Source organism: Ruegeria spongiae (genome assembly GCF_023502395.1).
Taxonomy (GTDB): Bacteria; Pseudomonadota; Alphaproteobacteria; order Rhodobacterales; family Rhodobacteraceae; genus Ruegeria_C; species Ruegeria_C spongiae.
On the sequence record NZ_JAMFMB010000011.1, the window covers coordinates 13915 to 39772 of the forward strand.

The following is a 25858-nucleotide window of genomic DNA, read 5'->3' on the forward strand; positions in this document are numbered from 1 at the left end:
GCGCCGCGCACTAGCGTGCGGGCATGACACAGCCCGTGCATGACAGCCGCTATTCCTGGTTCCGCCTGCTGGTCACCCTGCTGATCGCAACGGTGGCCAATGTCGGCATGTGGGCGGTAATCGTCATCATGCCTGCGGTCGAAGCCGAGTTCGGCGCCAGTCGCGCCGACGCCTCGCTGCCTTATACGCTGACGATGATCGGGTTCGCCCTCGGCAATCTGCTGCTTGGGCGGATGGTGGACCGGGTGGGCGTCACCCTTGCCCTGATCGGCGCCGCCGGGTTGAGTGCGGCCTGCTTCGCGCTCGCCAGCCTCGCCCCGTCCATGACCATCCTGTCGCTGATCCATCTGGGTCTGGGTCTGGGCACGGCGATCGGATTTGGCCCGCTGATCGCCGATATCTCGCACTGGTTTGTGAAGCGACGCGGCATCGCGGTGGCGCTGGTGGCAAGCGGCAATTACCTGTCCGGCGCGATCTGGCCGACATTGCTGTCGGACATGCTGCGCGACAGTGGCTGGCAGCAGGTCTATCTGACGCTTGCGCTGATCACGCTGATCACCGTCATTCCGTTGTCGCTGCTTTTGCGGCGGCAGGTCCCGGCCGAGGCCCATCGCTCTGCCGCGGCCGCCGCCCAGATCAACGCCCGAAGCGCGGGACTTTCGCCGCGCATGTTGCAGGTGGTGCTGGGGCTGGCGGGCATCGGGTGTTGCGTGGCGATGTCGATGCCGCAGGTCCATATCGTCGCCTATTGCGTCGGGCTGGGATACGGGCCCGCCGTGGGCGCCGAGATGCTGTCGCTGATGCTGCTGGGCGGCGTGGTGAGCCGGGTGATCTCGGGGCTGGTGGCGGACAGGCTGGGCGGATTGCGAACCTTGCTGATCGGGTCGGCCCTGCAGGGTACTGCTCTGTTTTTGTTTCTGCCCTATGACGGGATGGTCCCGCTTTATGTGGTCAGCGCGCTGTTCGGGCTGTCGCAGGGGGGGATCGTGCCCAGCTATGCGCTGGTGGTGCGCGAATACCTGCCCCCGCGCGAAGCAGGCGCGCGGGTTGGCTTCGTGATGATGATGACCGTGCTCGGCATGGCGCTTGGCGGCTGGATGTCGGGCTGGATCTATGATGTCACCGGCAGCTACACGGCAGCCTTCATCAACGGCATCGGCTGGAACGGGCTGAACCTGGCGATCCTTCTGGCGCTGCTGCACCGCAGCCGCCCGCGCCCGCTTGCCGCCTGAGTCTTTGACGTCACACATGCGCTGACATTCGGGTGACCGGGACCCGAAATTTCATGAAACGGTGCTAGGCTTGGGTCATTCCGGCGTCTGAGGAGCTGACATGACACCGCTATCGCGCCGCACCTTCGTGATCGCCAGCGCCGCATCGCTGGCCGCCCCTGCGCTGGGGGCAGCGCCACAGCCCTATCTGCTCGACAGATCGGCCTCGAAGGTGGGGTTCATCTTTACACTTGCCGGAAACGCCCAGCGCGGCACCATGCCGGTTGCCGCAGCCGACATTCAGATCGATGCCGCCAATTTGACGGCCAGCACTGTCGATGTGAGCGTCGATGCCGCTCGCGCGCGCACGGGTCTGTTCTTTGCCACTCAGGCCATGAAAAGCCCCGAAGTGCTGGATACCGGCACCTACCCGACCATCCGCTTCGTCTCGAAACAGGTGGTGCTGGGCGACGGGGGGCGGCTGTCGGATGGCGCGCAACTGCACGGTGACCTCACCCTGCGCGGCGTTACACGGCCCGTTTCCTTTGCAGCGTTCCTTTATCGCAAGCCCGGCAGCGCGGCATCCGATCTGGCCGAGCTCAGCATCCAGTTGCGGGGTCAGATCAGCCGTTCGGCCTTTGGTGCCGCGGGATATCCCGATCTGGTGCCCGACCCGATCATTCTGGACATTCGAGCGGTGATCCGGCGCAGCCGCTAATTCCGCGAAAATGCCAAAACCGACTTCACAACGTCGAGAATCCGCGCGCATCGCCATGATGATCCGGCATGGTGGCGGATTATGCGCCTGATCATTTCGTTCACGTCTCTGTTTCTTTCCGTCGTTCTATTGCAGCTTTCAACCGGAGGGGTCGGGCCGCTGGATGCGATCTCGGGGCTGACGCTGGGGTTCACCACCGCTCAGATCGGCCTGCTGGGCTCGGCGCATTTCTTCGGGTTCTTCATCGGCTGCTGGTGGGCGCCACGTCTGATGGGCAGCGTCGGCCATTCCCGCGCATTCGCCGTCTGCACCGCCTTGGGGGCGATGGGGCTGATCGGGCATACGCTGACCGACGACCCGCGTATCTGGGCGCTGCTGCGGATCGCCTCGGGCACCTGTGTGGCGGGCTGCTACACGGTGATCGAGGCCTGGCTGAACGCCAAGGTCACCAACGAGAACCGGGGCCGCGCGACGGGAACCTACCGGATCGCCGATCTGAGCGCCTCGCTGGGCGCGCAGTTGATCATCGCCGTACTGCCGCCTGCCTCCTATATCTCCTATAACCTGCTGGCGATCTTATGCTGCGCCTCGATCTTGCCGCTGATGCTGACGCGGGCGAGCCAGCCCCAAACACCTGACGCGCCGCGCCTGCGTCCCAAGCTGGCCTGGAAATGTTCGCCGCTGGCGGTGGCGGGCGTGATCGTGGCCGCGCTCAGTTCCGCCTCTTTCCGCATGGTCGGGCCGATCTACGGGCAGGAGGTCGGGCTGGACATCAGTCAGATCGCCTTTTTCCTGGCCGCTTTTGTTCTGGGCGGCGCGCTGGCGCAATACCCCATAGGCTGGTTGGCCGATAAATACGACCGCCGCTGGGTGCTGATCTGGCTGTCCGGCGTGGCGATCCTGAGTTGCGGCATCACCATGATCGCCAGCGGGTTGGGCACCATCGGAATCATGGTGAGCGCGGGTTTCTTCGGCTTCACCACCTTCCCGATCTTCTCGATCTCGGCGGCCCATGCCAATGACTTCGCCACGTCAGAACAACGGGTTGAACTGGCGGCGGCGCTGATGTTCTTCTATGCGCTGGGGGCAATTGCCAGCCCCTATGTGTCATCAAACCTGATCGGTGCCTACGGCCCCGGCGCGCTGTTTGCCTTTGTGGCGGTCGGGCATCTGTTCCTGATCGTATTCGGCCTGTTGCGGATGCGCAGCCGCCCAGTACCCGAGGATCGCACCCGCTATGTCTACGCACCACGCACGTCGTTCACCATCGGGCGGCTGACCCGCAGGCAGCGCGACCAAGCGCTGCGCTCTGAGTCAGATGAAAAACAGACCGGCCCGGAAAAGAGCAGTTAAGTTCAACCCAGATGCGGCAGGAGGACAGCGCCATGCGCACATACAAACCGGGTGATGACGTGGGTATGTTGGAGCCCTGGCCGCTCAACAATCCGGCGAGCGATTACGTGATCCGGCAGGGCGCGCCCGAGACCTCTGGCCGGATCGAGGCTGGTGGGCCGGGCCATACATCTCGTTTTGGCATCTGGCGCTGTACCGAAGGTGCGTTCGAGTGCACCGAACAGGGCGATGAGTTGATGACGGTTCTCGCCGGGCGCTGCCGGATCACCGATCAGGGAACCGGCGACACGGTGGAGCTTGTCGCGGGCGACAGCCTGTTCATCCGTGATGGTGCCCGGGTGACATGGGATGTGATCGAGGATGTGACAAAGGTGTTCTTCGGCCAGAAATCTGACGGGTATTGAAAAAGGGGCCAGTCACCCGGCCCCTTCCCTGTTTTGCGCTTCGGCTTAATGTTCGACGCGGTCGTCGGTCTCCGCCTCGGACTCTGCCGACTGCACCTCTTCCGGTGCGGCCAGCGCCCCGTTGGCCAGGCCGCCGACTCCGTTTTCCATCGACAGGCCAAGCTCTTCGCCCAGTTTCTTGAGCGCGGGCATCTGCACTGCCATGCCCATGATGGAATCGAGCGCTTGGTTGACCACCGGCTTGTCGCCGCTGGCCGCTGTGCCCGGCGTCCCGGCCCCACCAATGCCGCTGACCTGGTGGATCTTGATCGAGTCGATCTTTTCGGCCGGTTTGACCATCTGGGTGATGATCTCGGGCATGGCGTCGATCCGGGCCATATCGACCTTCATGCGGATCAGTTCCGGCGACAGCACATTCTCGGCCTCGACAATGGCGCGCTTACCTTCAGCTTCGGCAAGCATGTCGTTCTTCTTGGCCTCGGCGCGAATATTGAGAGCATCGGCCTCGGCCTGCGCCTCTTCGCGGCGCGCTTCGGCCCGGTCGACGGCGGCGTCCTTTTCCGCCTGCGCGGCCAGTCGGATGGCCGTGGCCTGACGCTCGGCCTCGCGGGTGGCTTCGATCAGCACGATCTGCTTTTCACGCTCGGCCTCGGCCACCTGACGGGCGGTTACCACCGCTTCGGTCGCCTTGGTCGCTTCGGCACGGGCCAGATCAGCCGAGGCACGGGCGCGGCTTTCCTCTTCGGATTTCTGCGCGATGATGATCTGACGTTCCTGTTCGGCCACTTCCAGCTCGCGCTCTTTCGAGATCTCGGCATCGCGGATCTTGCGCTCGCGCTCGATCTCTGCCGACCGGATGGCTTCCTCACGGGCGATCCGGGCGCGTTCGGTTTCACGCACCGAATCCTCGGTCCGGGCCGCGATCTCTGCCTCCTGCGCCACGCGCAGTGTTTCGACCTTTTCCACCTGAGCGATGCGCGCCTGTTCTTCATCCTGCTCGATCAGCAGCTTCTGACGTTGCGCCTCCATCGCCGCACGGCGCACTTCGACATCTGCATCGGCATCAATCTGCGCGCGCTCTTTCTTCGAGGTGGCAATCACCTCGGCCAGTTTACGCATACCAACGGCGTTGAAGGCGTTATTTTCATCCAGCGCCTCAAACGGCGTCTGGTCGAGTGCGGTCAGCGAGACCGATTCCAGCGAAAGGCCGTTTTTCAGCAGATCCTCGGACACCGCATTCTGCACCTCTTGCACAAAGTCGGCGCGGTTTTCGTGCAGCCCGTCCATGGTCATCTGCGCGGCAACCGCACGCAGGCCGTCGATCAGCTTGCCTTCGATCATCTCGCGCAGCAGTTCCACATCGAAAGTCCGGCTGCCCAGCGTTTGCGCGGCGCGTGCGATCCCCTCATCAGTGGCCATGACCGAGACGTAGAATTCCACGCCCACATCCACCCGCATCCGGTCCTGGGTGATCAGAGCCGCCTCTCCGCTGCGCTGCACCTCAAGGCGCAGGGTCTTCATGTTGACCGGGCTCACCTCGTGCAGCAGGGGCACAACGATCGTACCGCCATCCATGATGACCTTCTTGCCGCCAGCCCCGGTTTTTACAAGGCTCACCTCGCGGGTCGCGCGCCGATACAATCGGCCCAGGACCAGGCCGATAATCAGCAGGAACACCACCACGGTGAGCGCAGAAATCAACAGGAATTGAAATTCCATCTATACGTCTCCTTCAAAGTTTTTAATTTGGTTATTCGGACATGCCGATCAGGACGAAACTACCGCTGCGCCGGTCGCGCAGCACCAGAACCTCGGTGCCTTGCGACAGGGTTTCCCCTTCGCGCATGGGTTCGGCGCGCAGGTAATGGGCATTGCCGAACCGGTCGATCACACGAACCTCGGCAGGACGCCCCTTTGAGGCGGTGCCCTGCGTGATCACCCCACGATGACGGGACAGGCGACGCACCGAGGTGGACTCGGTCTCGGTGTGCGGCAGCAGCCGGGCAAAGACCGCGCCAAAACCGCGCGCGAACCAGATACCAAAGGCAGCAGCCGGGATCGCGGCGAGCCATCCGGGCAGGTTGAGACCGATGAGATCACGCAGAGCCATCTGCAGGCCCAACCCACTCAGGCCGAAGCCCATCAGCAGGGTGGCCAGCCAGATCATCGTGGGCATCTTGCCCAGTCCCAGCCAGCTTGCCGACCCTATGGTGTCGCCTGCCGGGGCGTCCAGCGCGGCCTCACCCAACTCACCGGGGTCCAGATCGACCTCCAGATCAACGTCAACATCCAGATCGGCGTCGATATCCAGGTCAAACCCATCGAGATCCGGCGCATCTGCGACATCCAGATCGACCTCCCCTTCGCCCGCCATCAGGCTGCCACCCACCATCAGCGCCACCAGTTCCAGAACCAGCAGACCCAACAGCAAGGCAAGCGCCATGGTAAAGGCCGCAAACGCACCCTCGAGCAGGAAGTCAAACATCAATGGATGTCCCTCGTTTTTTGTATGCAGTAGTATACAGTCAATATGGGAGGTAATTCCCGATTTTCAAGAACCCGTGAGGTCATTAGTCAACCGGAGGGTATGCAAAGGACAAAGCCCTGCGCAATGCCATAACGCTTCAAAAGCGCCACCGATTGCGCCACGTCACGGCTATTTCGCCCGGCTACCAAAGCTACCCTTTTGCTGCAGCGCCACATGGGGTAGACGGGCGCGCAGACAGATACGCGGACTGGGCATATGGCAAGAATTCTCATCACCTCGGCGATCCCCTATATCAACGGGATCAAGCACCTCGGCAATCTGATCGGCTCGCAACTGCCTGCCGATCTCTATGCGCGCTACCTGCGTGGCCGGGGCAATGAGGTGATGTTCCTCTGCGCCACCGATGAACACGGCACCCCCGCCGAACTGGCCGCCGCCAAGGCCGGTCAACCGGTCGCTGATTATTGCGCCCAGATGTACGGCGTGCAGGCTGAGATCGCGCAGAACTTTGGCCTGAGCTTCGATCACTTCGGTCGCTCCTCCAGCCAGCAGAACCACCGCCTGACGCAGCATTTCGCAGGCCGTCTGGCCGAGGCCGGGCTGATCCGCGAAGTGGTCGAGAAACAGGTCTATTCCAACGCCGATGGCCGCTTCCTGCCGGATCGTTATATCGAGGGCACCTGCCCCAATTGCGGCTATGAGCGTGCGCGCGGCGATCAATGCGAGAACTGCACCAAGCAGCTGGACCCGACCGATCTGATCGAGCCGCGTTCAGCCATCAGCGGCTCGACCGATCTGGAGGTGCGCGAAACCAAGCACCTCTATCTGCGTCAATCAGCATTGAGCGACCAACTGGACAGGTGGATCGACAGCAAGGCCGACTGGCCGGTGCTGACCACCTCGATTGCCAAGAAATGGCTGCATGATGGCGACGGCCTGCAGGACCGGGGCATCACCCGCGATCTGGACTGGGGCATTCCGGTCAAGAAAGGCGATGAGGACTGGCCGGGGATGGAAGGCAAGGTCTTCTACGTCTGGTTCGACGCGCCGATTGAATATATCGCCTGCGCCGCCGAATGGGCCGAGGCCAATGGCAAGACGGATGCCGACTGGCAGCGCTGGTGGCGCACCGACAAGGGTGCCGATGACGTGCGTTATGTCCAGTTCATGGGCAAGGACAACGTCCCCTTCCACACGCTCAGCTTCCCGGCGACCATTCTGGGCTCGGGCGAGCCGTGGAAGATGGTCGATCACCTGAAATCGTTCAACTATCTGAACTATGATGGCGGCCAGTTCTCGACCTCGCAAGGCCGAGGTGTCTTCATGGATCAGGCGCTGGAAATCCTTCCGGCGGATTACTGGCGCTGGTGGCTGCTCAGCCATGCGCCCGAAAGCAGCGACAGCGAGTTCACCTGGGAAAACTTCCAGCAATCGGTGAACAAGGACCTGGCCGATGTGCTGGGCAATTTCGTCAGCCGGATCACCAAGTTCTGCCGCTCGAAATTCGGCGAGGCGGTGCCCGAGGGTGGTGCCTATGGCGAACAGGAAGCGGCGCTGATCGCCGATCTGACCGCTAAGGTCCGTGCCTATGAGGGGCATATGGAGGCCATGGAGGTTCGCAAATCGGCGCAGGAGCTGCGGGCGATCTGGGTGGCAGGCAACGAATACCTGCAAAGCGCCGCGCCATGGGCCACGTTCAAAACCGACCCTGAAAAGGCCGCCGCGCAGGTGCGTCTGGGCCTGAACCTGATCCGGCTTTATGCGGTGCTCAGCGCGCCCTTCATCCCTTTTACCTCGGCCCGGATGCTGGACGCGATGGGGGTCAGCGACACCGCATGGCCCGAGGATGTGGCCGCCAGCCTGTCCGCGCTGGAACCGGGGCATGGCTTTACGGTGCCCGAGGTGCTCTTTGCCAAGATCACCGACGATCAGCGCGAGGATTGGGAAACCCGGTTCTCCGGCACCCGCGACTGACGTTACAGGGTTGGCTCAACGCCAACCCCTCAGGTGATGACGCTCTCAATCGCTGCCGATAGCCGGTCGGCGATCAGGTCGGCATCGCTCTCTTCCATCACAAAAGGCGGGGCCAGCAGCACGTGATCGCCGTGGCGTCCGTCACGGGTTCCGGGCATCGGGTAGCAGATCAACCCCTGCGCCATCGCCGCCGCTTTCAGCTTGCCCGCGAGACCCAACGCCGGATCAAAGGGCATTTTGCTGTCCCGGTCCTGCACCAGTTCGACGCCGCGAAACAGACCGCGGCCCCGGATGTCACCCACATGGGCGTGCTGGCTCAACCGGTCGCGCAGGGCGGCGTCCAACTGCGTTCCGCGTTCCTGCACCTGCGGCATCAGGTCCCGCTCCAGCATCTCGGACAGCACAGCATGGCCCGCAGCGGTGGCGACCGGATGGCCGATATAGGTGTGGCCGTGCTGGAAGAACCCGGTGCCCTCCGCGATCGCCTGATAGATCTGCGCCGAGCACAGCATCGCGCCGATGGGCTGATATCCCGCGCCCAGCCCCTTGGCGATGGTCACGATATCGGGCCGCACGCCTTCGCCATTGCAGGCAAAGAGATGTCCGGTCCGACCCATGCCGCACATGACCTCATCGAGGATCAATAAAACCCCGTAAGTATCACATATCTCTCGGATACGCGCAAAATACCCCTCAACCGCAGGCACCGCGCCCAGGGTTGCGCCCACCACCGGTTCGGCGATGAACGCCATGACGGTTTCGGGACCGAGGCGCAGGATTTCCGCCTCCAGTTCATCGGCAACCCGGCGGCCGTATTCGGCTGGCGTCTCGGTCTCTTGGCGCTCGGCATATTCAAAACAGGGCGCGATATGGCTGACCCCGATCAGCAACGGATCGAACTGCTTGCGCCGCCACGCATTGCCCCCCGCCGCCAACGCACCCAGCGTGTTGCCATGATAGCTCTGTCGCCGCGCGATCAAGTTGCGCCGCTCGGGCTGGCCAATTTCGAGGTAATACTGCCGCGCCAGCTTGATCGCGGATTCCACCGCCTCGGAACCGCCCGAGACGAAATAGACCCGGTCGATGCCCTCGGGGGCTTGCGCGATCAGCAGATCGGCCAATTGTTCGGCAGGCTCGGAGGTGAAGAACCCGGTATGGGCAAAGGCCAGTTGATCCACCTGATCCTTTACCGCCTGACGGACCCGTGCGTTGGAGTGACCCAGACAGGACACCGCCGCGCCGCCCGAGGCATCGAAATACCGCTTGCCCTGCGCGTCGATCAGATAACAACCGTCACCGGCAACCGCACTGGGCAGCTCAGCGCGGCAATGGCGTGGGAAGACATGGCTCATGGGAAGTCCCTTTCCAATTCGGCCCGCAGCACGGCCACTGCCGCTGCATTGTCGGGCCATTCACGTCCATCCGGGGCGTGCAGGTTGTTTTCGAACCCGACCCGCAGATACGCGGCCCCTGCCCGTGCAGCAGTAATCAGACAGGCCTGCTCCTGCGGTCCAAAGGCGCAGAGGCTGAAACGCAGCCCCCTCATTTCCGGCAAGAGCGTGGCAAGCTCATCGGGATGGCCGGGACGCGCCGGGGTGTAGGCGCCCAGCACGCAGATCACCTCATCCTGTTGGGGCCGGACAATGCCTGCGGCGCGCCAGCTGCGCAGCAAGGCCAGATCCTGCGCATCATAGACGATATGCTGCACCCGTGTGCCCTGTTCGGCACAAAGCCCGTAGAGCGTTTCCGCAATCTCGGGGCTGCGGTTGATTTCGCGCACCGAAACACTTGCCCAACTTGGCGCAAGATCCCTGAGACACGCGAATTGCGCCAATGGGTCGTAGCGCCCCGCGGCTTCGGTGGTGACCTGCAGCTCCAGCCCGTCGACCTCGTGCAGCGCGGCCAGAACCTCGCGATACAGCCCGGCATCCAGTGAATGCCGGCCCGCCGCGTCGCGCACATGCAGGTGCACGGCATCCGCCCCGGCGGCGTGGCAGGATCGGGCGGTTTGCACGATCTCCTCCGGCGTGACCGGCAGGGCGGCGTGATCGGATTGTCCGCGTCGCGCCCCGTTGGGGGCGACCATGATGCGAGGTCGGGTCATGTTCAGCACTCTCTGTTTCCCGGAGCATATGCCATGACGCGGCGTCACACCTTCGCGAATCCGACATCAAAGACCCGGCACTACGACATGGCCCGCTTTCGGTCATCCGATGGAAGAACGCCGAACAACCTCTTGTATACACGCGAAAATGTCACAGGTTTATACCCGTAATCCAGCGCGATCTCGGTCAGGTCGCGACGGCCCGACAGCACATCGAGCCGCGCATCTTCTAGCCGCAACTGCGCGTAGACACGGCCCGGCGGCTGGTCGAATTCCTGCATAAACAGCCTCTCCAACTGGCGCTGGGAGATGCCCAGATCAGCCGCGATCCGGGCAATGGAGAGCGGCGCAAACAGGTTGGCCCGCATCCGGCGCAGCGCGGCAAAGACCAGATGATTTGCGGTCTCGAACCGCATCTCTGAACCGCGCCGCTGCGGTGCCCGCCCGTCCCGCACCGCGTCGATGACCAGCCGCGCGGCAATCTCGTCGGCGGTCTCGGGGCCAAATTCCGCACGCACCAGATGCAGCATCAGATCGCTTGCCGCACCACCCCCCGCGCAGGTCGCGATCTGCGCGTCATGGGTGAACAGCGCAGTGGTCACCTTGACCTTGGGGAAGTCCTGCCGCAGATAGGCAAAATCCTCCCAATGGGCACTGACGGAACGGCCATTCAGCAACCCCGCCTGCGCCAGGCGCACCACCCCCGAGGAGACGCCCCAGACCGGGTGCCCGCGCCGGGCCCAGTCGCGCAACCGCGCCACCAGAGCAGGGGCAGGCACCTTGCTGGCCTCGGCTCCGGCGACAACGATCAGGGTCGCGCGGGATGGCACCTCGGACGGGTAGAGATCGGGGATCAGCGCAAAACCGTTCGACGCCCTGACCGGTGCGCCGCTCAGGCCAAGCGCCTTGTATCGCAACCTTGCCTTGGGGTGGACCCGATGCAGCAGGCGCAGAACTTCGACCGCTGACGAAAACGCCTGCATGGTGAAGCCCGCATCCAGAACAAATACAAAAAGCCGGTCTGAGGACGCGCCCATCTCTGCCTTCCCAACCATCACCTGCTCAGGGTAACCGCGCGGCGATAAGGCAAGGAAGTCAAAAAACGCAATGACGCCAATATTTAGCCCGAGAATCTGACGCTTGAGATATTCCCGGAATGCGGCCATCCTGCGTGGAATGCCAGTGACTCGGGATGCCGCATCCGACATCGCGCCGCTGACCCAGATTGTATACATTGAACGAGGCTTTTCGCATGCCGCCGCTTTCCTCCTGCCTGTCCGCTCCTGCCCGCTCGCCGCTTGCACTGCGGCCCTTCGTGACCGGGATCGCCCTAGCGGGCGCCCTTTGGACCGCGCCTGCCCTCGCGCAGGAGGGGGAATCGGCCCCGCCGAAAGTGTCGATCGCTGCGGCCTATACGCAGGAAATCACCGATGAGGCCGTGTTCATCGGCCGGGGCGAGGCGATCGATGAGGTCGATATCATCGCCCGCGTCAGCGGATTTCTCGAGGCGCAGCAGGTCGCGGATGGCGCAAATGTCAAAAAGGGAGAGCTGCTCTTCGAAATCGAGCCGGATCTCTACGAGGCCACGCTCGAGGCCCGCAAGGCCGATCTGGACAAGGCCGAAGCCAATCTGGAACTGGCCAAGCTGGAGCTTGCGCGGAAAGAGGAACTGCTGCGGCGCGACGCGGTGCCGGTCTCGGAGCGCGACGTGGCGCGCGCCAACGAACTTGAGGCCGAAGCGCAGATCAAATCCGCCAAGGCCGCCATTCAGCAGGCCGAACTTGACCTGAGCTACACCAAGATCAGCGCGCCTTTTGACGGGCGTCTGGGCCGCGTGGCCACAAGTGTCGGCGATATTGTCGGTCCCTCAAAGCCGCCTCTGGTGTCGCTGGTGCGCGAAGCGCCGATCTATGTCAGCTTCGCCATCAACGAGAAACTGCTGCTCAACGTGCTGCAGAATTCCGGCGAGACCACGGCGACATTGGCCAGTTCGGATCAGAAACCGGATGTCTTCGTGGAACTGCCCAACGGAACCAAGCTGGACGAGACCGGACATATCGTCTTTGTCGACAATCAGATCGACCCGCTGACCGGGGCCATCACCATCCGGGCCGAGTTCGAGAACACCTCGCGTCTGCTGGTGGACGGAGCCTTTGTGCATGTCAGTATCCAGGCGCTTGAGCCGACATTGCAGGTGCTGATCCCACAAGCCGCACTGCAACGCGACCAACGTGGCGAGTTCGTGCTGGTGGTCAATAACAAGCAGATGGTCGAGCAGCGCTATATTCAGACCGGCGACCCCGAGGGCACGGCCATCATCGTGACCGAAGGCCTTGTCGAAGGCGAAAGCGTGATCGTCGAAGGGCTGCAACGGGTCCGGCCCGGCGTGGCGGTCGACGCCGTCGTCGCCTCAGACTCGCCGGGGGAATAACGCATGTTCTCAGCCCTGTTCATCAGCCGGCCCAAGCTGGCACTTGTCATTTCGCTGGTGCTGACCATCCTGGGGGGCATCGGCTATATGGTGCTGCCGGTCGCCCAGTTCCCCGATATCACACCCCCTGTGGTCAGCGTCACCGCCACCTATACCGGTGCAAATGCAGAGACCGTCGAAAACACCGTTGCCGCCCCGATCGAGGCGCAGGTCAACGGTGTGGATGACATGATCTACATGACCTCCACATCCGCCGATAACGGGTCCTATACGCTGAACGTCACCTTCGAGGTCGGCACCGACCCCGACATCGCCTCGGTCAACGTGCAGAACCGGGTGGCGCAGGCCATGGCCTCATTGCCGGCTGAGGTGACGTCCTCGGGCGTGGTGACGCAAAAAGCCTCGACCAACATGTTGCTGATGATCACGCTGACATCGCCGAAAGGCACCTATGACAGCGTGTTCCTGTCGAACTATGCCTCGATCAACATCAAGGACGCGCTGGCCCGTATTCAGGGCGTCGGCAAGGCCGATGTTCTGACCGATTTCGAATATGCCATGCGGATGTGGATGGACCCGGACAAGATGGCGGGCCTGTCGATTACGCCCGGCGATCTGATCAACGCCATCCAGGAACAGAATATCGAGGTCTCAGCTGGCGCGATCGGGGCACCGCCCGCGCCCGAGGGGCAGACTTTTCAATACACGATCAAGACCAAGGGCCGTCTGACCTCGGCCGAAGAGTTCGGCAATATCGTCGTGCGCACCGGCGACGCCGGGGCCATCGTGCGGGTCCGCGACATCGCCCGCGTCGAGTTGGGCGCGCAGTTCTACACCGCGTCGGGCTTTTACGACGACACCCCCGCCACGGTTCTGGCCATCTATCAGGCCCCCGGCGCCAACGCATTGAGCGTGGCCGAACGAGTCGAGGCGGAAATGGACCGCCTGTCGCGCGCCTTCCCCGACGATGTCAAATATCTCGTGCCCTTCGATTCGACCAAATTCGTTGAACAATCGCTCAATGACGTGGTCACGACGCTGATGCTGACCTTCATACTGGTGATCTCGGTCGTGTTTGTCTTTCTGGGCAGCTGGCGCGCGACGATCATCCCGGCGGTGGCCATCCCGGTCTCACTGATCGGCACATTCGCCTTCCTGCTGGCCTTCGGCATGTCGCTCAACACGATCTCGCTGTTTGCGCTGGTGCTGGCCATCGGCATCGTGGTGGATGACGCCATCGTGGTGGTGGAAAACGTCGAACGCATCATCGCCGACGAAGGCCTCAGCCCGCCCGAGGCCACCCGCAAGGCGATGGGGCAGATCACCGGCCCGGTGATCGCGACCACGCTGGTGCTGCTGGCGGTCTTTGTGCCGGTCACCTTCATGCCGGGCATCACCGGGCGGCTCTATTCGCAGTTTGCGGTCACGATCTCGACCGCCGTTGTGATTTCGTCGATCAACGCGCTGACCCTGTCGCCGGCGCTGTGCGGGCTGGTTCTGCGGCCCCGGTCGGGCCCGCCCAAGGGCCTGCTGGGAATGTTCGAGAACGTTATCGGCAGTGTGCGGACCGGCTATGTCGGCATCGTCACCCGGCTGCTGCGCATCCCGCTGATATCGCTGGTCATCATTGTCGTCATCGGTGCGGGGGCAGGCACGATATTCTCCAAAACCTCGAAAGGGTTCATCCCGCTTGAGGATAACGGCTATCTGTTTGTCGACGTGCAACTGCCGGATGCCGCGACGCTTTACCGGACCGAAGATGTGACCGCGCGGTTCAACGACAAGGTGCAAGCCATCCCCGGCGTCGCCAGCACGGTTCTGGTCAACGGCTACTCGTTGCTGAACGGGCTGTCGCCCAATGGCGCGATGATCGTCGTGAACCTGACCGGCTGGGACGAACGGCAAACCGAGGAGCTCAGCGCCGATGGTATCCTGAACCAGGTGCTGGGGCTGGCCTATCAGGAATCGGCCGCCTCGATCGTGGCGTTCAACCCGCCGCCGATTCAGGGTCTCGGCATGTCCGCAGGTGTCGAGATGGAGGTGCAGCAGACCGGTGGCGGCTCGCCGCAGGATCTGGCCTCGGCGGTCGGCTCGTTCGTCTATGCCGCCAACCAGAGCCCGGAGATCGCGCAAGCCTACACCACCTTCCGCGCCAACGTGCCGCAGCTTTTTGTCGATCTGGACCGCGAAAAGGCCAAGACGCTTGAAGTCCCGATTTCCGAGGTCTTCCAGACCATGCAGGCTTATCTGGGGTCCTATTACGTGAACGACTTCAACCTGTTCGGGCGCGTCTATCGCGTGATGATCCAGGCCGAGGGCGAGTATCGCGACAAGGTCGAGGATATCGGCAATCTCTATGTCCGCTCGAACGCGGGCGAGATGGTGCCGCTAGGCACGCTGATCGATATCGAGAACGTGCTGGGCCCGGTCCTGCTGAAACGGCACAATCTGTTCCGTTCGGCCACGGTGACGGCGGTTGCTGCGCCGGGCCTGTCCAGTGGTGACGCGATCAACGTGATGACCGAAACCTCGGCCACCGCCCTGCCCCCCGGCTATGCGTTCGAATGGACCGGCACCGCGCAGCAACAGCTGGCCAGCGGCGGGCTGGTGCAGGTGATCATGATCCTGGCGGTCATGTTCGCCTATCTGTTCCTTGTCGGTCAGTATGAAAGCTGGTCGATGCCGGTCTCGATCCTGCTATCGGTGATCGTGGCGCTGTTTGGTGCGGTTGCCGCGGTTGCGATCGTGGGCAGCGACATCAACCTCTATACCCAGATCGGGATCATCATGCTGGTGGGGCTCGCCTCTAAAAACGGCATTCTGATCGTCGAGTTCGCGATGGAGCAGCGCGCCGCCGGGCTCAGCATTCGTGAGGCCGCCGCCGAAGCCGCGCGGCAACGCTTCCGTGCCGTAATGATGACGGCGCTGTCCTTCCTGCTGGGCGTGGTGCCGCTGCTGGCCGCAAACGGCGCCGGAGCAGCGAGCCAGAAAGCCATCGGCATCGCGGTCTTTGGCGGCATGCTGGCGGCAACGGTGCTGGGCGTGATCCTGGTGCCGGTGCTTTATGCCGTGATGCAGGGCTTGCGCGAATGGATCAAGGGGACCAAGGGCAAGGACCCCGATCCGCCCGAGGACGCCGAAGCGACCGCCGGATAAAACAGCGCCCCGCCATCGGCGGGGCGTTTTCGTTTCGGGGCTGGTCCTCAACATCGACAGCAATTCTGGCTGTGCCTACCGCTGCCTTCGCGCGCAGGTGGTTCAAAGCATCAGAGTCGTTTCAGCCAAGGGACCGGAGCATATTTTCGACGGTATCTCGCGAAGGCATGGACGGGGCCGTTCCGGCCTTGGTGACTGACAAGCCAGCGGTCGCACACCCGTATCTCGCGGCCTCTTCTGGCGTGTTCCCGTCCGACAGTGCCGCGGCAAAACCGCCGTTGAAGGCATCCCCCGCGCCGGTCGTTTCAACAACCGGCCCCGCGTTCACCGAGGGGATGAGCCCGTGACCATCCAGATACGCCCCCTGTTCTCCGAGCGTGATGATCGGTGTTTTGACACCAAGTGAACGCAACGCATCACATGCTTTGGCGGCATCCGCTTCGGTTTCGACCGCCAGGCCCGTCAAAGCCTCACATTCCGTTTCGTTCGGGGTGACGTAATCACACAGGCCAAGCATCCCCTCCGGTAACGCAGCGGCGGGTGCCGGGTTCAGAATTGTTGTGACACCGGCAGTGCGGGCGATCTCCAACGCGCGGACGGCGGCGTCCATCGGTTGTTCCAGCTGGGTCACGAACACGTCTGCGCTGGCAATCAGGTCCGCATGCGCGTTGACCATCTCCACATCAATCAAAGCCGCAGCGCCCGGTGCAATGATAATGGCATTGTCGCCGGTCTTTTCCTCGATGAAGATATGCGCGGCCCCGGTGTAGCTGTCAGCAATCTGGTCCACATGGGGCGTTACCCCGGCCCCGGCCCATGTCTCAAGCGCAAGCTTCGCGAAATCATCCTGCCCAAGCTTGGTGATGAAATGCGTGGCAGCCCCCATGCGCGCGCAGGCGACCGCCTGATTCGAGCCCTTGCCACCGGGCCCCAGAGCAAAGGAGTTGCCCATGATGGTCTCGCCCATCTTCGGCATACGGTCGGCCCGATAGGCGGTGTCGGCGACGAAGACGCCCAGAATGACAACCTTGCCCATGCCTCACTCCGCGTCCGGCGGAACGACGCCTTTGCGGAATGCAAAGCAGCCATAGAACCTGCGTTCGCCGGTCTGGATGACCGCATAGGCCTGCTTGGCCCGCTCATAAAACGCGTAGCGTTCGATGCCGATCATCGTTGGGCCACCAACGGCGCTGACCTGCGCCTGCATCTCTTCCATCACGGGCAAGATCGTGTCGGGTTCATCCACCACCTCCATCCGTGCAGCCGCATCGTCGACGAAGGTGTCGAGCGGATAGACGGACAGGACCGCTTTTGCGACCTCAGCGGCGGGGCGATCAATGCGCAACACCTCACCCAGCACGGTTTCGCGCGCAACGCTGTCAGAGGGGAAATTGGTATCCGCGATGATCAGGTCATCACCATGCCCCATGGCGCGCAGCGCATAGAGCACATCGGCATTCAGAATCGGGTCAATCCCTTTGAGCATTTTGTCCTCTCAACAATTGGGTTTCACAGGCGGGCGCCGGTTTCTGCATCAAACACATGCAGATGATCCGGATCGGGTTTCAGGTGGATGGTCTGGCCCGGTTCGAACGCGTGACGTTCCCGGAAAATGGCGGTGACGTCCTGATCCTGGAAGCGGGCGAAAACCATCGTTTCCGCGCCGGTCGGCTCAACGACCTTGACCTGCATGGGCAAGCCATCATCCGCCAGGATCAGGTGTTCAGGCCTCACGCCAAGTTTGACGCGCCCTGCCCCGGTTGGCCCATCGAACTGAAACCCGCCGACTGTCACCTTACCATTCGACAATTCACCGGACAGCAGGTTCATCGACGGCGCTCCGATAAAGGTCGCCACAAATTCGTTGTTGGGATTGTCATAGAGTTCCAGCGGCGTACCGATCTGCTCGATGACGCCGCTTTGCATGACAACGATCCGATCTGCCAGTGTCATCGCCTCGATCTGATCATGGGTCACAAACACCGTTGTCGTTTTCAGGCGCTGGTGCAGTTCCTTGATTTCGGTCCGCATCTGAATGCGCAGCTTGGCGTCCAGATTTGACAATGGCTCGTCAAACAGGAACACCTGCGGGTCGCGCACGATGGCACGCCCCATCGCAACCCGCTGCCGCTGACCGCCGGACAGGTGGCGCGGCTTGCGGTCGAGATATTCCGTCAGGCTCAAAATCTCTGCCGCTTCCTTGACGCGACGGTCGATTTCCGCCCGGTCCGCCCTCGCCACTTTCAAAGCAAAGCCCATGTTCTCGGCTACGGATTTGTGCGGATAAAGCGCATAGGTTTGAAACACCATCGCGATGTCGCGCTCGGACGGGGGCAGGTTGTTCACGACCCGGTCGCCGATGGCAATCGTTCCGCTATCGATCGGTTCCAGCCCGGCGATCATGCGCAACAGCGTGGACTTGCCGCAACCCGACGGGCCGACCAGCGCCACGAACTCTCCGTCCGCGATATCGACATTCAGCCCGTGAATGACTTCGACCGCGCCGTAGGATTTGCGCACTTCCAGAATCTTGACGTCTGCCATACCTGCCTGCATCCCCTTCAGGACCCGGAGGTTAGACAAAGGAAATTGAGCTGTCCACGCCAGGTGGCGGGTTTTGTTGACTCAACGTCATTCTGGATCATACTGGCGCGATGTGGGGGGCTACTGTCAGCGCAGCTTGTTCTTTTATCGGTATATTTTTCTGCGACTGCATCCCTGCGGATAAAAACATTCAGACGTTTTTCTGGGAGGATTGTCGTGAAAGTTGAACTGTACAATTACATCAGGGCCGCGCAAAAAATGAACCGGCGCCAGATGCTCAAAGGCTCCGCCGCGCTTGGCGCAGTTGCAATGATGCCCAAACCGGCGATAGCGGATGACAGCGGCAATGTCCGTGCCGAGATCCTGAAAATACCCGGCGTTGGGGCAGGCTCGCCAACCGATAGCGATTGGCAAAAAGTCGGCGAGCTGTGCCTTGGCGCGACGAAATCCAATGTCGCCGAGGGCGAGTTTGACGGCGTCGAACTGACCTTCATGGGTCTCAACAACCAGAACCTGCACAACTTCCTGTTCCGTGGCTTTCTGAAACCATGGGAGGCCTATACCGGTGCCAAGATCAACTGGATCGACCTGGCGCAGGCGGATTACAATGCCCGGCTGCAGCAATCCATCGCAACCGGAACCGTGGATTTCGACATCATCGAGATGGGCGCCCCCTTCGAGGGTGATGTTCTGGGCAAGGGCCTTGCCTCCGAGATGCCCGATTGGGTGAAAGAGCAGATCGACATGGACGACTATGTCGACTACCTCAAGGCCCCGGTCGGGACGTGGGACGGCAAGACCTATCGTGTGTCTATTGACGGCGACTGCCACACCTTCGCGTATCGCAAGGATTATTTCGGCCCCGATTCAATCACGGGACGCGAGGCGCCAAAAACCTGGAAAGATGTGAATGACATCACCAAGGAACTGATCGGCAAAACCGATCCGCTGACCGGCCTTCCGGCGCACGGCTATCTTGACCCGCTCAAGGGCTGGGGCGGTTTCGGCTTCTATTTCCTCGAAAACCGGGCTGCCGCCTATGCCAAGCATCCCGACAGCCCTGCATGGTTGTTCGAGCCCGAGACAATGACGCCGATGGTCAACAACCCGGCCTGGGTGCAGGCCATTCAGGACGTGATGGACCTGATCGAGGCAGGGGCCTATCCGACCGACCAGATCAACGCCGATCCCGGCACCACCGCGTTCCAGCAGTTTCTGGCCGGAACGGGCTCGATGCTAATGTGGTGGGGCGATGTGGGCTCCAGCGCGCGGACATCGGACACATCCGTGGTGGGCGATGTGGTCGGCTTTGGTATCAACCCGGGTGCCGACAAGGTCTACAACGCCAAGACCAGCGAATGGGAAGAGACCTATAACGAGGCGCCGAACATGGCCTATATCGGCTGGGGCGTCTATGTCATGGCCACCGTTGACGGTGACGAGAAGAAGAAGAAAGCGGCGTGGTCCGCCGCGGCGCATCTGGGCGGCAAGGACCTGTCGCTCTGGGCCTCGGCCTATCCGTCGGGCTTCCAGCCTTACCGCAACTCGCATTTCCGCTTCGAGGAATGGGAAGAGGCGGGCTATGACCGCGACTATGTAGAGGATTATCTGGGATCGAACGCCGACAGCTACAATCACAAGAACGCTGCAATCGAACCGCGCATCCCCGGTATTTTCCAATATTATTCAGTGGCCGAAGACGAGTTGGCCAAGGGCTATGCCGGGCAGTATGGCTCGGCCCAGGAGACGGCGGATGCGATTGCCGCTGCCTGGGAGAAGATCACCGATCAGATCGGTCGCGACAACCAGATCGCCGTCTACAAGGCCTCGCTGGGTCTGTAGGCCGGGGCGAAAAACCTCGGAGCGGGCTGCACAGATTGCCGCCCGCTCTTTCATCAACACACCGGTCCGAGGCCAGATTTGTCATCCCACTTTGCGTATCAAGACCACGTCGCTAGAGTTTTCTCATGACGTCAGAGGGCGACCTTCTTCATACCGTTACGGCTGAAAACATCTCGGACAGCCGAAGGCGTCTGGGCAAGTTGCTGGTTTGGGGGACTGCTGCGCTGTTTCTGGGGCTGGCGATCTGGCAAGCGATGCATGAAGCAGGGCGTGTGGCCGCCGGGTTTGAGACCTGGCGTCCGGTTCTTTATGCCTACATGCTCTGGGCCACGTCGCTGTGTGTCGCGCAAGTGATCGTCAACGGCGAGAAGGGCAAGCGCACGTTGTTTGTCCTGCCCGCGGCGCTGTTCGTGATCAGCCTTGTGGTCTTCCCGCTGTTGTTTGCGCTTTATATCTCCTTCACGGACTGGAACCTGGCCTCACCCGCCGGTCCGCAGCCGAACGGCTGGGACAACATGGTGCAGATGTGGAACGATGGGTTCTACTGGAACGCGCTGAAGAACATGGTCTATTACGTGCTCGCGGTCAGCGTGGAATATGTCATCGCCTTTGGCCTCGCGCTGCTGCTGAACGCCCAGATCAGGGCGCGGAAATTCTTTCGCGTCGTCTTCCTGCTTCCTTTGATGCTCAGCCCGGTGGCGGTGTCCTGGATGATCGGCAAGTCCATGCTTGAGGTGCGGTTCGGCCCGATCTCGCGGGTCATCCGCGAGCTGGGTGGCGAGCCCAGCTTTTTCAGCAACCCCGAGATTGCCCGTTTCATGATCATGGCGATGGATGCCTGGACCTTCATCCCCTTCATGATGATCATGCTGCTCGCCGGTCTTCAGGCCCTGCCCAGAGAGGTCATCGAAGCCTCAAAAGTTGACGGCGCAACCGGGTGGCAGAGTTTCAAAGAGGTCATCTTTCCCCTGATGCTGCCGGTCTCGGTGACCGCAATTGTGATACGCATCATCTTCAAGCTGAAGCTGGCGGACATCATCATCAATGTGACCTCTGGCGGGCCGGGCGGCGCCACGGACAGCGTGACAAGCTTCATCTTCCGTGAGTATCGCGACCGGTCTAACGTCGGTTACGGCACTCTGCTGGCGATGATCTATCTGGTGCTGATCGTGATTTTCGTCACCTTGCTGCTGAAGCTGGTCAGCAGATGGATGGAGCGGCCCGCATGAGCAACGCGATATTCAAGGATCACGATGCAGACCGGCGCGCGAATGCCAAATGGTGGGCCAGCCGTGTCGCGATCTATGGCGCCTTGCTGGTGTGGACCGTAATCTGCCTGTTTCCGATTTACTGGACGATCACGACGTCATTCAAGCTGGCCCCCGACGTGATGAAAGGCAATATCGTCCCCTGGTGGGATTTCACACCAAGATGGAAGGGCTGGGAATCCATCGGCATCTCACCGCGGTTGATCGGCGAGGTGTCCACTGTGCGCGAAGAGTTCCTGAAACGCTTCTGGAACAGTGCGATCGTCGCGATCTCGGCCTCGACACTGGCCGTGGTGCTGGGTTCGCTCGCAGCGTACGGGCTGTCCCGGTTCACCTATCGGTTCGGCTTCATGAGAAACTCGGACATCTCGTTCTTCTTTCTCAGCCAGATGATCCTGCCACCGGTTGTCCTCGCCCTGCCCTTTCTGGTGCTTTACAAATCACTTGCCCTGCTCGACAGCAGGATCGGGCTTATCCTGCTCTACACGCTGATGGTTCTACCGATCGTCATCTGGATCATGCGGGACCAATTCCAAGGAATTCCGGTGGAACTGGAAGAGGCCGCGCTGGTCGACGGGCTGGGGATCTGGGGCGCGTTCCTGCAGATCGTCCTGCCCATCGCGCTGCCCGGCATGGTCGCGGCCTTTATCCTGTCGCTGGTCCTGTGCTGGAACGAGTACTTCTTTGCCGCACTTCTGACCGCAACAAATGCAACGACCCTGCCGGTCATGGTTGCCTCGCAAACCGGGTCGCAAGGGATCAACTGGTGGTCGATGGCCGCCCTGTCATCGGCGGCGATCCTGCCGCTGATCATCGTGGCGATCTTCCTTGAGAAATACATCGTCAAGGGCATGGCCGCAGGTGCCGTAAAGTAGATCCCTTGTTTAGCCTTCAGCGTTCGCCGAGTTCTGCCGCAATATCCTTGGTCTGTTCATACAGTCTGCGAAATAAACCATATGCCTTCTCATAGGTGGCAATGGACCGTGCCTTGATCACTTTCACCGGGGGATTCCAGACAGTAATGTCGCGGCGCTTGACCAACCCCACCGCAAGTGCGGCCAGAAAGGCGTCGCCATAGCTCGCGCCGGTGGATTTTTTACAGACCACCTGGTCGATGCCGGTAATGTCCGAGGTCGCCTGCAGCCAGAGCGCGTTTTTTGTCCCCCCGCCCACGGCCAACAGACGTTTGGGCGATTGGCCAAGTTCGGCAAACGTATCGGTGACATGCCGTGTGCCATGGGCGATGCCCTCGATCAGCGCACGGTAGATATCGCCACGGCTGTGGGTCAGGTTCAGCCCGAACACCGCGCCCTTGGCGTGCACGTCATGGATCGGAGTCCGCTCGCCCGAGAAATAGGGCAAGACCAGCAATCCTTTCGCTCCGGGGGGTGAGCTTGCAGCTTCCTGCGCCAGAACCAAAAACGCCTCGTCTGCTGGAAGGTCGCGGGCAATCTGGTCCCGGAACCAATGCGTCAGCGTGCCCGATGTGGCCAGCCCCGCCATCGAGGCATGTTCACCCTCAAAGAGCCAGGGCGCATACCAGATACGCGGGTCCGAGACCTGCGCGGCGGCGCGCAGAATGATGAAGATGGTGGAGCCATACATCATCATCATGTCACCCGGTTGATCGACGCCGACAGAAAAGGCTTCTGCGGCGGCGTCGATCGTGCCCGTCGTCACAGGTGTGCCTTCTGCCAGCCCCGTCTGTTCGGCTGCGGATTTGGTGATGTGGCCCGCAATCTCGTTCGACCAGGTCAGACGCGGCAATTTCTCCAGCGCAATAATATCATCGGCAAGATCGTCGACCCAGTCCTGTTTCACCACATCATAAAGCGGCGAAAAGTTCGCGGCTGTATAGTGATCGATCACCACCTCGCCGGTCAGGCGCTGCACCAGAAAGCTGGTCGAGGTCAGAATATGGGCGGTCCTGGCGAAAATCTCGGGGCGCTGCCGTCTGAGCCAGAGGATCTTGGGGCCGACCGATTGCGAGGTCAGCGCATTGCCGCAGCGGGCAATGATCGTGCCTTCTCCGATCCGTTCGGTCAGCTCGCGCACTTCGGCTTCGGCACGGGTGTCTACGCCGTAGAGCACACCGTTCATCAGGGGCGCTCCGGCACCGTCGACCGGCAACATGCAGGGACCGATTGCGCTGCAGGCCACCGCCTTGATCTCGCGCGCATCGATACCGCTTTCGCGCAGGAGCGTCTGGCTGACATGGGTAAAATCACCCCACCAGTCTTCCTCGGGCCGGTGTTCCGCCCAGCCCGGCTCAGGCACCAGCATCTTGTGCGCGCGGGTGGCATGGGCGTGGATGACGCCGTCGGTATCGACAAGAACGCCCTTGGTTTCATAGGTTCCTATGTCGATGCCAAGCGTATAGGCCATCAGGTATACTCGTCCCGATCCAGCGAGAAATCAGGCCCGATGCTGGCCAGACCAGCCTCCAGCAGATCGGTCAGGGCCACCAGATCACCCAGATCACAAACCTCTCTGGCGGAATGCGAATAGCGCATGGGAAAGCCCATATCGATCGCGGCAACGCCAGCGCCCACCAGTTGCACATAGGACAGGTCGGTCAAGATGCCGGTCTGGGCGCTGCGTTGCAGTGGGATGTCATTGGCGCGAGCCACCCGTTCGAACAGATCGGTCAGCGCGGGATGCGGGATGACACCGTTCAACGTGCCCCGTCCATGAAAGGAATAGAGGCTCATCCCCGGACCCTGACCAAGCGCCATCTCCCCCCGTGCGCCCATGTCGGGCGTGTCGGATGCAAGCATCAGATCAATCTGGATGGCAATGTCGGGTTGCACCTGCTGCGCCAGCGGCTGCGCGCCGCGCAGATTGAATTCCTCCTGTACCGTGAAGGCCAGATGCACGGGCGGCCCGCCTTTCCGCGCCGCCAAACGCCGGGCGACTTCAAGCAGAACGACGCAGCCCGCACGGTCGTCGACACTTGTCCCCGCGATCCGGTCATTGCCCAGCGCCATTGCGTGCGGCGCGTAGACCACAGGGGTTCCGATATTGATGCCTGCGGCGACCACTTCGGTGGCCGAATTGAACCCCGCATCAACATAAAGCTCGGCGTAAGGCAGAACCTTGTATTTCTCGTCCTGTGTTGTCGCGTGATGGCTTTTGTTGGCGATGACGCCGACAATATCGCGGCCTTCTGCGACACACAGCAAGACCTCTTGCGCCGCCAGCGCGCGTTCCGGAACACCGCCCAACCGCTCAAGCCGGATCATCCCGTCCGCCTCGATCCGGCGCACGACAAAGCCCAATTGATCCATATGTGTAAACAGCATCACGCCGGGCCCCTTACCCGGAAATTCCGCAACCAGATTCCCAAGCCGATCCGACCTGCTTTCAATCCCGATCTCATCCAATCGCTGGCGTATCGCGCGGCGCACGCGGTCTTCGTGTCCCGACAGGCCCGGTATCATCATCAGATCCAGAAGATCGCGTTTGATCCGGTCTTTCATGCGCGGGCCTTGCGCACACGGGCCATGAAATCACGTGCGCGATCGGGGTCGATCGGATTCCAGGTATCGCCATCCACTTTCAGGGACGACCCCACAATACAGCCATCCGCAATGGCAAGCACATTTGCGACCGTCTCGTGTTTGACCCCGGTATTGGCCATCACGGCGATATCCGGCAACACCGCCTTGACCGCCTCAAGATCAGACATGGACGCGGCCTCACCAGTGATCTGGCCGGACACCAGAACGGCGTCCGGGATCGACGAGAACACAGCGCTGCGCGCCCGGTCCGGCAAGGGCCGCTGATCAAGGGAATGAGCGAATTCAGCCGAGACATTATACAGCATCGCCATGTCGGATCGGTTCAGCCTGTCACGATAGCGCATCGCCTTACCGGCATCCGGCGTCCATGGCCCCATATCCGAGGCATAGGTTCCGGTGAAAATCTCGCGCACGAACGCAGCCCCGGTAGCCGCGCCCAGCGCCACGCTCGACATCGGGTCCCACAGAACATTCACGCCGAACGGGACTTTGATCTCGGGCTTGAGCTGACCGATGATCGCAGCCATCGTCGCGGTCGAGGCCATGTCCACCTGGAACTCGTAGGGCCGGTCATTTTCATTGCCGAACATCACCGCGTCGAACCCCGCATCCTGCAGCGCGACGAGATCGGCGCGGGCCGCCGCAAGCAGATCAAGGGATGGATCAAACAGCGGCGTTCCGGGCAAGGCACCGATGTGAACCATGCCAATCACCGGTTTGGTGTTGCCAAATACGCGATCAAAATTCTGTGTCATGCCACTCTCCCCCCGCAAGACTAGGACCATGGGTCTGTTTACGTAAAGAGAAATTGGGTTAGGTTTGCGACAATGGAGAGGGAGAGCTC

The 25858-nt window shown here is 61.8% G+C and carries 21 protein-coding genes; 10 read left to right on the forward strand and 11 right to left on the reverse strand.

Translation table 11 applies throughout. From position 1 onward, the window contains the following. The first annotated feature begins 23 nt into the window (after positions 1-23). The 4 genes from M3P21_RS10215 to M3P21_RS10230 all read left to right on the forward strand — a co-directional run bounded on the left by M3P21_RS10215 (position 24) and on the right by M3P21_RS10230 (position 3686). Positions 24-1232, forward strand: a complete 1209-nt coding sequence (locus M3P21_RS10215) for an MFS transporter (RefSeq protein ID WP_249709816.1) — start codon at positions 24-26, stop codon at positions 1230-1232. Between the two features lie 100 nt (positions 1233-1332). Then, on the forward strand, positions 1333-1929 hold the full coding sequence (locus M3P21_RS10220) for a YceI family protein (protein ID WP_249709817.1): 597 nt from the start codon (positions 1333-1335) through the stop codon (positions 1927-1929). Between the two features lie 81 nt (positions 1930-2010). Beyond that, the gene (locus M3P21_RS10225; protein WP_249709819.1) at positions 2011-3282 is read left to right on the forward strand and encodes an MFS transporter; all 1272 of its coding nucleotides are present in this window, start codon (positions 2011-2013) and stop codon (positions 3280-3282) included. 32 nt (positions 3283-3314) lie between these two features. Further along, complete coding sequence (locus M3P21_RS10230; protein WP_249709821.1) at positions 3315-3686, forward strand: cupin domain-containing protein; 372 nt, start codon at positions 3315-3317, stop codon at positions 3684-3686. 45 nt (positions 3687-3731) lie between these two features. Here the strand turns inward: M3P21_RS10230 and M3P21_RS10235 are convergent, their stop codons facing one another. Together M3P21_RS10235 and M3P21_RS10240 are read right to left on the reverse strand one after the other, a co-directional pair. Beyond that, on the reverse strand, positions 3732-5405 hold the full coding sequence (locus tag M3P21_RS10235; protein WP_249709822.1) for a flotillin domain-containing protein: 1674 nt from the start codon (positions 5403-5405) through the stop codon (positions 3732-3734). Between the two features lie 31 nt (positions 5406-5436). Beyond that, a complete protein-coding gene (locus tag M3P21_RS10240; RefSeq protein ID WP_249709824.1) occupies positions 5437-6171 on the reverse strand; it encodes an OB-fold-containig protein in 735 nt (244 codons plus the stop codon). Between the two features lie 258 nt (positions 6172-6429). Between M3P21_RS10240 and metG the strand changes: the two genes are divergently transcribed. Next, positions 6430-8148 carry a methionine--tRNA ligase gene (metG, locus tag M3P21_RS10245; protein WP_249709826.1) on the forward strand — a complete coding sequence of 573 codons (1719 nt, stop codon included), beginning with the start codon at positions 6430-6432 and terminating at the stop codon, positions 8146-8148. 29 nt (positions 8149-8177) lie between these two features. Here metG and M3P21_RS10250 read toward each other — a convergent pair whose 3' ends face one another. From M3P21_RS10250 to M3P21_RS10260, 3 genes are all read right to left on the reverse strand, one after another. Continuing rightward, complete coding sequence (locus M3P21_RS10250; RefSeq protein ID WP_249709830.1) at positions 8178-9500, reverse strand: aspartate aminotransferase family protein; 1323 nt, start codon at positions 9498-9500, stop codon at positions 8178-8180. Next, complete coding sequence (locus M3P21_RS10255) at positions 9497-10252, reverse strand: beta-keto acid cleavage family enzyme (RefSeq protein WP_249709832.1); 756 nt, start codon at positions 10250-10252, stop codon at positions 9497-9499. Before M3P21_RS10255 ends, M3P21_RS10250 begins: the two co-directional genes overlap by 4 nt. 80 nt (positions 10253-10332) lie before the next feature. Next, positions 10333-11289, reverse strand: coding sequence for a GlxA family transcriptional regulator (locus tag M3P21_RS10260; protein ID WP_249709833.1), 957 nt, complete (start codon positions 11287-11289; stop codon positions 10333-10335). A gap of 215 nt (positions 11290-11504) precedes the next feature. Between M3P21_RS10260 and M3P21_RS10265 the strand changes: the two genes are divergently transcribed. Then, the gene (locus tag M3P21_RS10265; protein ID WP_249709834.1) at positions 11505-12683 is read left to right on the forward strand and encodes an efflux RND transporter periplasmic adaptor subunit; all 1179 of its coding nucleotides are present in this window, start codon (positions 11505-11507) and stop codon (positions 12681-12683) included. Between the two features lie 3 nt (positions 12684-12686). After that, entirely contained in the window at positions 12687-15839 is a 3153-nt protein-coding gene (locus tag M3P21_RS10270) for an efflux RND transporter permease subunit (protein WP_249709835.1), read from the forward strand. 121 nt (positions 15840-15960) lie between these two features. Here the strand turns inward: M3P21_RS10270 and M3P21_RS10275 are convergent, their stop codons facing one another. Genes M3P21_RS10275 through M3P21_RS10285 form a run of 3 tightly spaced genes read right to left on the reverse strand, consistent with a single transcriptional unit; the run spans position 15961 to position 18383 of the window. Then, on the reverse strand, positions 15961-16875 hold the full coding sequence (locus tag M3P21_RS10275; protein WP_249709838.1) for a ribokinase: 915 nt from the start codon (positions 16873-16875) through the stop codon (positions 15961-15963). A gap of 3 nt (positions 16876-16878) precedes the next feature. Then, positions 16879-17325, reverse strand: a complete 447-nt coding sequence (locus tag M3P21_RS10280) for an RbsD/FucU family protein (protein ID WP_249709840.1) — start codon at positions 17323-17325, stop codon at positions 16879-16881. A 23-nt stretch (positions 17326-17348) separates the two neighbouring features. Continuing rightward, positions 17349-18383 carry an ABC transporter ATP-binding protein gene (locus tag M3P21_RS10285; protein ID WP_249709841.1) on the reverse strand — a complete coding sequence of 345 codons (1035 nt, stop codon included), beginning with the start codon at positions 18381-18383 and terminating at the stop codon, positions 17349-17351. Between the two features lie 216 nt (positions 18384-18599). Here M3P21_RS10285 and M3P21_RS10290 point away from each other — a divergent pair, with 216 nt between their 5' ends. The 3 genes from M3P21_RS10290 (at position 18600) to M3P21_RS10300 (ending at position 22368) form a co-directional block, all read left to right on the forward strand. Beyond that, positions 18600-20225, forward strand: coding sequence for an extracellular solute-binding protein (locus M3P21_RS10290; RefSeq protein ID WP_249709842.1), 1626 nt, complete (start codon positions 18600-18602; stop codon positions 20223-20225). A gap of 125 nt (positions 20226-20350) precedes the next feature. Then, the gene (locus M3P21_RS10295; protein WP_249709843.1) at positions 20351-21454 is read left to right on the forward strand and encodes a carbohydrate ABC transporter permease; all 1104 of its coding nucleotides are present in this window, start codon (positions 20351-20353) and stop codon (positions 21452-21454) included. Beyond that, a complete protein-coding gene (locus tag M3P21_RS10300) occupies positions 21451-22368 on the forward strand; it encodes a carbohydrate ABC transporter permease (protein ID WP_249709845.1) in 918 nt (305 codons plus the stop codon). The genes M3P21_RS10295 and M3P21_RS10300 overlap by 4 nt, the downstream gene beginning before the upstream one ends. Positions 22369-22384: 16 nt before the next feature. Here M3P21_RS10300 and M3P21_RS10305 read toward each other — a convergent pair whose 3' ends face one another. Genes M3P21_RS10305 through M3P21_RS10315 form a run of 3 tightly spaced genes read right to left on the reverse strand, consistent with a single transcriptional unit; the run spans position 22385 to position 25769 of the window. Next, entirely contained in the window at positions 22385-23878 is a 1494-nt protein-coding gene (locus M3P21_RS10305; protein WP_249709847.1) for an FGGY-family carbohydrate kinase, read from the reverse strand. Further along, a complete protein-coding gene (locus M3P21_RS10310) occupies positions 23878-24972 on the reverse strand; it encodes a M42 family metallopeptidase (RefSeq protein WP_249709849.1) in 1095 nt (364 codons plus the stop codon). Before M3P21_RS10310 ends, M3P21_RS10305 begins: the two co-directional genes overlap by 1 nt. Next, positions 24969-25769: a BtpA/SgcQ family protein gene (locus M3P21_RS10315; RefSeq protein ID WP_249709852.1), complete on the reverse strand. Its 801-nt coding sequence runs from the start codon at positions 25767-25769 to the stop codon at positions 24969-24971. Before M3P21_RS10315 ends, M3P21_RS10310 begins: the two co-directional genes overlap by 4 nt. Positions 25770-25858: the final 89 nt, after the last annotated feature.

Bases quoted from the DNA above. Each gene is read 5' to 3' on its own strand.
- M3P21_RS10280 (WP_249709840.1), bottom strand. From the start codon at position 17,325: ATGCTCAAAGGGATTGACCCGATTCTGAATGCCGATGTGCTCTATGCG.
- M3P21_RS10285 (WP_249709841.1), bottom strand. From the start codon at position 18,383: ATGGCAGACGTCAAGATTCTGGAAGTGCGCAAATCCTACGGCGCGGTC.
- M3P21_RS10235 (WP_249709822.1), bottom strand. From the start codon at position 5,405: ATGGAATTTCAATTCCTGTTGATTTCTGCGCTCACCGTGGTGGTGTTC.
- M3P21_RS10230 (WP_249709821.1), top strand. From the start codon at position 3,315: ATGCGCACATACAAACCGGGTGATGACGTGGGTATGTTGGAGCCCTGG.
- M3P21_RS10220 (WP_249709817.1), top strand. From the start codon at position 1,333: ATGACACCGCTATCGCGCCGCACCTTCGTGATCGCCAGCGCCGCATCG.
- M3P21_RS10250 (WP_249709830.1), bottom strand. From the start codon at position 9,500: ATGAGCCATGTCTTCCCACGCCATTGCCGCGCTGAGCTGCCCAGTGCG.
- M3P21_RS10310 (WP_249709849.1), bottom strand. From the start codon at position 24,972: ATGAAAGACCGGATCAAACGCGATCTTCTGGATCTGATGATGATACCG.
- M3P21_RS10275 (WP_249709838.1), bottom strand. From the start codon at position 16,875: ATGGGCAAGGTTGTCATTCTGGGCGTCTTCGTCGCCGACACCGCCTAT.
- M3P21_RS10260 (WP_249709833.1), bottom strand. From the start codon at position 11,289: ATGGGCGCGTCCTCAGACCGGCTTTTTGTATTTGTTCTGGATGCGGGC.
- metG (WP_249709826.1), top strand. From the start codon at position 6,430: ATGGCAAGAATTCTCATCACCTCGGCGATCCCCTATATCAACGGGATC.
- M3P21_RS10225 (WP_249709819.1), top strand. From the start codon at position 2,011: ATGCGCCTGATCATTTCGTTCACGTCTCTGTTTCTTTCCGTCGTTCTA.
- M3P21_RS10305 (WP_249709847.1), bottom strand. From the start codon at position 23,878: ATGGCCTATACGCTTGGCATCGACATAGGAACCTATGAAACCAAGGGC.
- M3P21_RS10300 (WP_249709845.1), top strand. From the start codon at position 21,451: ATGAGCAACGCGATATTCAAGGATCACGATGCAGACCGGCGCGCGAAT.
- M3P21_RS10295 (WP_249709843.1), top strand. From the start codon at position 20,351: ATGACGTCAGAGGGCGACCTTCTTCATACCGTTACGGCTGAAAACATC.
- M3P21_RS10315 (WP_249709852.1), bottom strand. From the start codon at position 25,769: ATGACACAGAATTTTGATCGCGTATTTGGCAACACCAAACCGGTGATT.
- M3P21_RS10270 (WP_249709835.1), top strand. From the start codon at position 12,687: ATGTTCTCAGCCCTGTTCATCAGCCGGCCCAAGCTGGCACTTGTCATT.
- M3P21_RS10240 (WP_249709824.1), bottom strand. From the start codon at position 6,171: ATGTTTGACTTCCTGCTCGAGGGTGCGTTTGCGGCCTTTACCATGGCG.
- M3P21_RS10255 (WP_249709832.1), bottom strand. From the start codon at position 10,252: ATGACCCGACCTCGCATCATGGTCGCCCCCAACGGGGCGCGACGCGGA.
- M3P21_RS10265 (WP_249709834.1), top strand. From the start codon at position 11,505: ATGCCGCCGCTTTCCTCCTGCCTGTCCGCTCCTGCCCGCTCGCCGCTT.
- M3P21_RS10215 (WP_249709816.1), top strand. From the start codon at position 24: ATGACACAGCCCGTGCATGACAGCCGCTATTCCTGGTTCCGCCTGCTG.